The 3811-nt window shown below is 41.9% G+C and carries 5 protein-coding genes; 1 reads left to right on the forward strand and 4 read right to left on the reverse strand.

The annotated features are described in order from the left end of the window. Window positions 1–901, forward strand: a 901-nt coding sequence (locus ACZFYI_RS16990; RefSeq protein WP_462525320.1) for a gamma-glutamyltransferase family protein, incomplete at its 5' end; no start/stop codon positions are given. Between the two features lie 617 nt (window positions 902–1518). Here the strand turns inward: ACZFYI_RS16990 and ACZFYI_RS16995 are convergent. From ACZFYI_RS16995 to ACZFYI_RS17010, 4 genes are all read right to left on the reverse strand, one after another. Then, the gene (locus tag ACZFYI_RS16995; protein WP_462525321.1) at window positions 1519–1950 is read right to left on the reverse strand and encodes a hypothetical protein; all 432 of its coding nucleotides are present in this window, start codon (window positions 1948–1950) and stop codon (window positions 1519–1521) included. Between the two features lie 60 nt (window positions 1951–2010). Next, complete coding sequence (locus ACZFYI_RS17000) at window positions 2011–2220, reverse strand: helix-turn-helix domain-containing protein (RefSeq protein ID WP_462525322.1); 210 nt, start codon at window positions 2218–2220, stop codon at window positions 2011–2013. A gap of 3 nt (window positions 2221–2223) precedes the next feature. Continuing rightward, window positions 2224–2760, reverse strand: coding sequence for a DUF2975 domain-containing protein (locus ACZFYI_RS17005; RefSeq protein WP_462525323.1), 537 nt, complete (start codon window positions 2758–2760; stop codon window positions 2224–2226). A 160-nt stretch (window positions 2761–2920) separates the two neighbouring features. Then, window positions 2921–3811 (reverse strand): MBL fold metallo-hydrolase (locus ACZFYI_RS17010; protein WP_462525324.1); only part of this gene is annotated, 891 nt, incomplete at its 5' end.

The raw sequence follows: 3811 nt of genomic DNA on the forward strand, positions 1-3811 counted from the left end.
CAAAGGCTATGAAATCTATTCTATGCCACCGCCAAGTTCGGGTGGTGTAGCCCTGATCGAGATGATGAACCTCATGGAACAAGCCGACATGCAAAAAATAGAATTCAACTCTACAGCCTATGTGCATTTGGTAGCTGAAGCGATGCGCAGAGCTTTTGCGGATAGGGCAGAGCATCTCGGCGATCCTGATTTCAATCCTGAGATTCCTTTGGACAGGTTGACTTCCAAGGAATTTGCCAAAAAGCGGTTTGATAACATTGATATGAATAGGGCCTCACTGAGTGATTCCTCCAAGTTTGGACAACTCTATGACGGAAGCAGTACGACGCACTTTTCGGTTGTGGATAAGGACGGCAACGCCGTTTCCCTGACCTATACCCTTGAAAATTCCTATGGGGTAGGAATGGGTTCCTCCAAACTCGGCTTCATCTTCAACAACGAAATGGGGGACTTCAATCCCGTAGCAGGCATTACCAACAGCCGGGGTCAGATCGGTTCCAACCCAAATCTCATAGCTCCCGAAAAAAGGATGCTGTCAAGCATGACGCCGACTATCGTCGCCAAAGACGGCAAACCCCACCTCATCATCGGAAGTCCGGGAGGTAGGACGATCATCAATACCGTGTTTCAGACGGTCCTCAATGTCTTGGAATACAACATGCGGATCGACAAAGCCATCGAAGCCATGAAAATCCACCACCAATGGCTTCCGGACATGTTGGTCTATGAAAAGCATCTCTTGTCTCCGGACACCCGTGATGCACTTATAAAAATGGGACATACCTTGAGGCCGGCAAATAATCTAGGGGTATTGATGGGAATCACTTACGATCCAAAGCTAAAAGTCTATGTCGGGGCGGCAGATTCTTCGAGTGAAGACGGGGCAGCGGTTGGATATTGATATGGGGATTAAGGTAATTTTTCACATTTCATACCATGGGCTACCGTGCCTATAGATTGTCCAATGTATAAAATTTCGTCAAGCATTTTGCCCGTGGCTATTGTTATTGCGGCCGCTTCGGGGCTGTAAATCTGCATTGACCAAGTCTAAGAATCTTCTACTTTTCAATTAATCTTTCTAAAGAACACTTGCGGGAAGGAAGAAATTTTACCGGGCCGGCGGGGGTATGTGTGTGGGAGGATTAAAATTTCTTGACTTTTTTGGTTACTTTTTGTGGTAAGACAAAAAGTGACTTAAGAATGAAACGTCTAGAAAATTGGAAGGTATGTTAAGTGTGAAAATAATGAAATCCATCCCCACCATTTCAGTATTTCAAATTCTCCTTCTTAGAAGATTTCTTGACCGAAATACCAATCGCCCTTAAAACTTACCATGGGCTTCGGTGCATGTAGGCTTTCCAAAGTATAAAATCCTCTAAAGGACCTTGCCCAAGGCTACTGGTATTAGGCCCGATGCGGGGCTATTGCCGTTCTATTTTCCAAGCCTATGCCGGACTTTTGTAACTGGATAGCTTTGAAAAAGACTAAAATGGATTATTAGAACTGACAGTCTAGCGGTTAGAAATTCTCGCTTGTCCTTTTTTTTTTTGCCTTCGCAACACGGAACTCGATATACACAACAATACCCACTATCATTATTTCACCCAAAAAGTAAGCAACTCCTAATGCTGTGAGTTGCGCATAATATACCTGAACAAGGGTAAAAGTCATGACACAGTAGAGGAAGTTGGCAGTTCCAATTATCCAAATAAACGGAACCCAATACCGTTTTAAGAAGAGAAAGCAAGCTGCAGAATAGAGACAAAAAAAGGCAGATAAGATCGAAAGGTAAGTCAAAACCGAAACCGGCATTCCGATTAATTCATGGAAAGTTCTTAAGACCACAAACAAGGAAAGCGTGGTGAGCAATGCCCCCACGCTATCCACCAAAAACAAAATTCTTGGCTTTCCTGTCAGTTGAATGATGATATTATTAATGAAACTTTTCACCTCCAATTAAGTATTCATGGAAACAAGGTAAATCCTCTTATGACTAGCTGTCGTCACATTTTATTTGTCTTCGATAAATTCCAGAATATCCCCCGGTTGGCAGTCCAAAGCCAAGCAGATTGCTTCCAAAGTGCTGAAGCGTATGGCTTTGGCCTTTCCGGTTTTTAATATAGAAAGATTGGAAAGGGTCAGTTCTACTTTTTCTGATAATTCATTGAGCGACATTTTCCGCTTTGCCATCATTACATCCAAATTAACTATGATCGGCATGGTTTATACGGTTAAGTCTTGTTCGTTTTGTAATTCGATTCCCTTCTTGAATATAGTCGCAATGACATAGATGACGGCTGCCATCAAAATAAAAGCCTGACTGTCTACCCAAAACTTATCGAGTTGGTCGATTTCATACCCGCGATGGAGGAGGTTTTTGGCCGTTTGCCGTGCTATATAACTTAATATTCCAATAGAAAAAGCAAAGTAGCTGATCAGTGAAATCTTTTCGGAAACAAAACTGCTGAATGGCTTAGCCAAGTCTAGTTTCATAAGTAACATGATTACTATATAAAACATGATAGCCTTCAAAACGGAAATGACCAAAATGAAACTGTACATGCCGAAATATGCCCATTTGCTGCGGCTATACATGTCACTTAAGTCGAGTTTCTCATAAAGGTGGGCCACAATTTCAGGCTTGAAAAGACTGTACACAAAATTGACAAGCAATGCGCCTGCTTCTATGCTCAGACCTACGAAGATCAACCAAGCCACTACATGCAGGACTATAAATACGAATTTGTTTGTTTTTGACATTTTGGTAAAAGTTTAGATTGATGTCACAAACATAATTATTATTTATTGATAAACAATAAATATATGTTTTTAATCAAAATATATTTATTGAATATGAAAAATACTAGAGAAAAGAGAATGGCACATTTTCATTAAATCCTACATAATCTGCACGCGAAATTTACCTGTCCCTGTTTGGCATTTCCCACCAAAAATTGGTTTGGCTGAGGCCAGGTGTGACTTTTTCGCCCATAAGGGGTGTCACCAACCCGATGTTTTTTTCAACAGCCATTTTTGCTACCATTTTGATGGATTCATCCCAAGGATGTAACGCCAAATCAAATACACCCCAATGTATGGGAAACATGACTTGGGTATTTATATCCTGACAAAGCTGAACCGCTTGATCCGGGAAGAGATGGGTCAAAGGCCATCCCTTGTTCCAGCCATCTATTTCCACAAAAGCCATGTCGAAAGGACCGTATTTTTCTCCGATGTCTTTCAAGTGCTTCCCGTATCCTGTATCACCACTTACAAATAGCTTTTTCTCTTTCCCTTTGATCACAAAAGAGGCCCAAAGGGTTTTGTTCCTGTCATTAAAACTCCTGCTCGTGTAGTGGATTCCCGGAAGGGCAGTGATTTGTAACGAGCCAACCTGCTTAGTGTCATGCCAACCCAATTCGCTGATGTTGTTTTTCTCAATACCCCAGCTTTCCAATCTTGCACCTACACCAAGCGGTACAATAAATTTCGAGTTTCTAGATGCGAGGAATCTTATGGTAGCAGCCTCCAAATGATCATAATGGTCATGGGTAATGACCACAATATCAATCTCGGGCAATTCCTCTCTTTTAAGTGGAGACTCACCAAACCTTCTCAAAATAAAGGGTAGGGGGCCTCCATTTTCAAAAACCGGATCAAACAAGATCCGCTTTCCATCAAGTTCAAGGATAAAAGTCGAGTGGCCAAACCAATAGGCAGCAAAATCCGAAGGGGTTTCTGAAAAATCGCTTTTGGTAACCCTCTTTTTTGGGAGCGGAAACTCCGGGGCATTTGGGGAAGTTTTGAAAAA

It is taken from the genome of Aquiflexum sp. (assembly GCF_977115555.1).